Here is a 3,624-nt window from a genome sequence, read left to right as displayed (position 1 = left end):
ATGGCGGCAAGCGCCACCTTTGCCTTGAAAGCCGGGCTGTGGTTCCGGCGTGGTCGTCTCGTCATGGTATCTCCTGTTCTCGGCATCTAAGCCGAAGTCAGGCAGAAATTCCACTTATCTCCGCTGTCCAGATTTCCCGAACCACCTCTTTCATCCAATGAGGGAAACGCTCTAACTTACTGAAAATTTTGCGACACAATCACTCGAGCCCGTAGCTTCTTCCAGTTTTTATATAGCCGAGCATTTAAAAATGCGCCTGTCCTTGTGATCATTTTGGACAGGCGCTCTATTTCGATTTTAACGGCTATTTTTTAGAATTGGGTACGCCGTCATCGACTATGATGTGATGTGTAGGTCGTGCGCGCGGATGCATAAAGAAATGCCCATCCGGTGCATTGTGTGATTTGATCGGAACCAAAGTTGCGTTTATCTTCTTGCCTCTTTTGTCATGCAGAGCGTAGACGACGAACGGGATCGCCAGCACAACAAGGAAGCAAACAACGAGTAGCGACACATAGGTCTCATCAGCTGTTTCCCCGCCGATGGATGTCGGTGGGTAAAACGATACAAAGAAGGCCATGATCGAAACAAGGAAGCCGACGACTGCAACACCAATCTTGATGCCGTTACTACCAGGTACGCGGAATGTACGCTTGAGTTCGGGCTGCTTCCGAATGAGATGGATATAGCCAAGGAACAGCAGAAAATATGTGCATAGATAGATAACTACGGTCAGGGCAAGTGCAATCAGGAACGACATATTGCTGCCGCCACCGGTATTTGTCAGAACAATAATCGCAATCGATGTCAAGATTAGCTGTGCTACAACGAGTGCGACCGGAACGCCATTCTTGTTAACTTTAGCAAACGTTGTTGGAAGAATTCCCTTCTGAGCTGTAACCAACATACCCCGCGACGGCCCTACAATCCATGCGGCAATCTCGGCCAGAACACCAAGCAGAAGCAATGCTGCGATAATGCGAACAGTCCACTCAAAACCGGGACCAAAATGCGCCACCAGTGCGCTGAAAGTCTGCACAACGCCCGAAGACAGGTTGATCTCGTTAGACGGAATGGTAGCAGCAACCGAAAGGCCACCGATTGAGCTCAGGATGATCGCTGCCGCCATCAAAAGGAACATGGCCATCGGATAATCACGGCCCGGATTTTTCATTTCATTAACGTGCGTCGCGGAGGCTTCGACACCCATATAGCTCAAAATAAATGCCACAAAGACCACAAGCGTGCCGACCTGTGTAAAGTCAGGGAAGAACGTCTGGGCAGACATTTCTATCTGTAAAGGCGCACCGCTCGACAGATAAGCGATAGCCAGGGCAGCAAGGATTAACGCTGGCAACAAAATACCAGCGAAGAAACCGACTTTGGCGATAATCGCGGTATATTTTGTGCCACCCAACTGGGTAAAAGCCAGCGCCCATAGAATGACCAATGCAGCGATGGTTTTGGTAATCGGATCGGCATTCAATGCGGGCCAACTGAGAATATAAGAGAGTGCACCCAGCACAAAATAAAGCATTGGCAGAAAGCCGATTGCAATTTCAAGATAGCAGAATGAAATCGCGGCAAAGCCCCATCGCTCGCCGAGCGTGTTGGAAACCCACGCAAATACGCCGCCCTCTTCCCAGCCTTCAACAGTTGCCATTTCAGCAGCACAAAGACCGACCGGAATGAACCATAAGATACCGCCGAGTAGCAGGAAGAAAACCAGACTAAAACCTGATGTCGCAAAGGTTGGATATTCATAAACGGCCATTACCATGGAGGCGGTAATGGCAAAAAAGCCGATCATTGATAGTTGTTTAGCCGGAATAACGGCTTTGGTATTCGCCATAGTAAGTCCCCTCTGTAAAGAGATGATCACGAGATTGATTGAGCACCAATCTCGTGAGTAAGTTGCGAATAATCAAATGAATCTAGAGAAAGTTAAGTGTGGCTGAATCCACCAGCCTCGTCTTCGGTTAGTGGTTTGCTGACCGGATGCTTTTCGAAATAATCAAGGCTGCGCTTGAGATCGTCGATCAACAGGCTTCCAAGGTCACGGCTGACACCATGGCGCACCAGAATACGTTGTACCACAAGGTCCTCGCGATCTGCTGGCATTGAATAGGCAGGTACCTGCCAACCACGGCTACGCAAACGATCCGCCACATCATAGAGTGTGTAGCCGCCGATCGTCTGACCTTCTTTCAGCTTCCATGCCAGCGCGGGAATGCCCTTCTGGCTGTCGCCATCGAAGATCATCTCAAATGGTCCAAGCTTTGCGATCTCGGCTGACAGATACTGAGCTGTTTCATAGCAGGCATTGTGAATCTTCGCGTAGCCTTCATGTCCCAGACGCAGGAAGTTATAATATTGCGCTATGATCTGACCGCCAGGACGTGAGAAATTCAATGCAAATGTCGGCATGTTGCCGCCAAGATAATTCACATTGAATATCAGTTCTTCAGGCAAATCAGATGCTTCACGCCAGACGACCCAACCTGCACCCAATGGCGCCAGACCAAATTTATGCCCCGATGTATTGATTGACTTTACGCGCGGCAAACGAAAATCCCATTCAATGTCAGGCGCACAGAAAGGTGCCAAGAAACCGCCACTGGCACCATCCACATGGATAGGAATGTCCAGTCCAGTTTCTTTCTGGAGCTTATCCAATGCATCATGGACAGCCTTCACCGGCTCATACTGGCAGGTAAACGTAACCCCCATCGTCGGAATGACGCCGATTGTATTCTCATCGACGCGCTTGAGCACTTCTTCAGGGCTCATGATCAGGCGGTCGCCCTCAAGCGGAATTTCTCGCAACTCGACATCGAAATAGCGGGCAAATTTATGCCAGCAAATCTGTACAGGGCCACAAATCAGGTTTGGCTTATCCGTCGATAGGCCCGCCGCGGCGCGCTTCTTACGCCATTGCCACTTGAGCGCCAGTCCGCCCAGCATTGCCGCTTCTGATGAACCGGTTGTGGAACAACCGAGCGTATTCTCAGCATCCGGTGAATTCCACAGATCGGCGATCATATGCACGCAACGCGCTTCAATCTCTGCTGTCTGCGGATATTCGTCTTTGTCGATCATATTTTTATCGATCGACAAATCCATCAGCTCGCGAATTTCCTCATCGACCCATGTCTGACAGAACGTTGCGAGATTCTGACGCGAATTACCATCCAGCATCAACTCGTCACGCACAGCAGCAAACACATTGCGTGGATCGCGCTCTTCTTTTGGAAATTTTGTCTTAGGCAAAGAAGCGGATAATTCTATTGATGCATATACATCGTCCAAGCCGTTGTATTTTGGAGAAATAGATTTCTTAGTCATACATAGCCCTCCATTCAATGGTTACCCATATGCATTACATTTTAATTCGTCGCTCATGTACGCTCGTTATGTCAACCTAAGTTAAGTAAAAAATATCAGATTAGTTAATTGAATAGCTAATCATTATATTAGAGGTGGTTCGGGAAATCTGGACAGCGGAGATAAGTGGAATTTCTGCCTGACTTCGGCTTAGATGCCGAGAACAGGAGATACCATGACGAGACGACCACGCCGGAACCACAGCCCGGCTTTCAAGGCAAAGGTGGCGCTTGCCGCCAT

At 49.1% G+C, this 3,624-nt stretch carries 2 protein-coding genes; both read right to left on the bottom strand.

Annotated features, from left to right (window positions below; all coding sequences use genetic code 11):
• Positions 1–304 precede the first annotated feature (304 nt).
• Entirely contained in the window at positions 305–1,852 is a 1,548-nt protein-coding gene (gene gadC / locus OPR82_RS22615; protein ID WP_265987212.1) for a glutamate:gamma-aminobutyrate antiporter, read from the bottom strand.
• Between the two features lie 92 nt (positions 1,853–1,944).
• The gene (locus tag OPR82_RS22610) at positions 1,945–3,345 is read right to left on the bottom strand and encodes a glutamate decarboxylase (RefSeq protein ID WP_265987210.1); all 1,401 of its coding nucleotides are present in this window, start codon (positions 3,343–3,345) and stop codon (positions 1,945–1,947) included.
• Between the last annotated feature and the right edge of the window lie 279 nt (positions 3,346–3,624).

The organism is Ochrobactrum chromiisoli (genome assembly GCF_026241335.1).
Lineage (GTDB): Bacteria > Pseudomonadota > Alphaproteobacteria > Rhizobiales > Rhizobiaceae > Brucella > Brucella chromiisoli.
This window is presented reverse-complemented; position numbering and strand designations above follow the sequence as displayed.

Excerpts from the sequence above, each read along its gene's own strand:
- OPR82_RS22610 (WP_265987210.1), bottom strand. The coding sequence starts at position 3,345 with ATGACTAAGAAATCTATTTCTCCAAAATACAACGGCTTGGACGATGTA.
- gadC (WP_265987212.1), bottom strand. The coding sequence starts at position 1,852 with ATGGCGAATACCAAAGCCGTTATTCCGGCTAAACAACTATCAATGATC.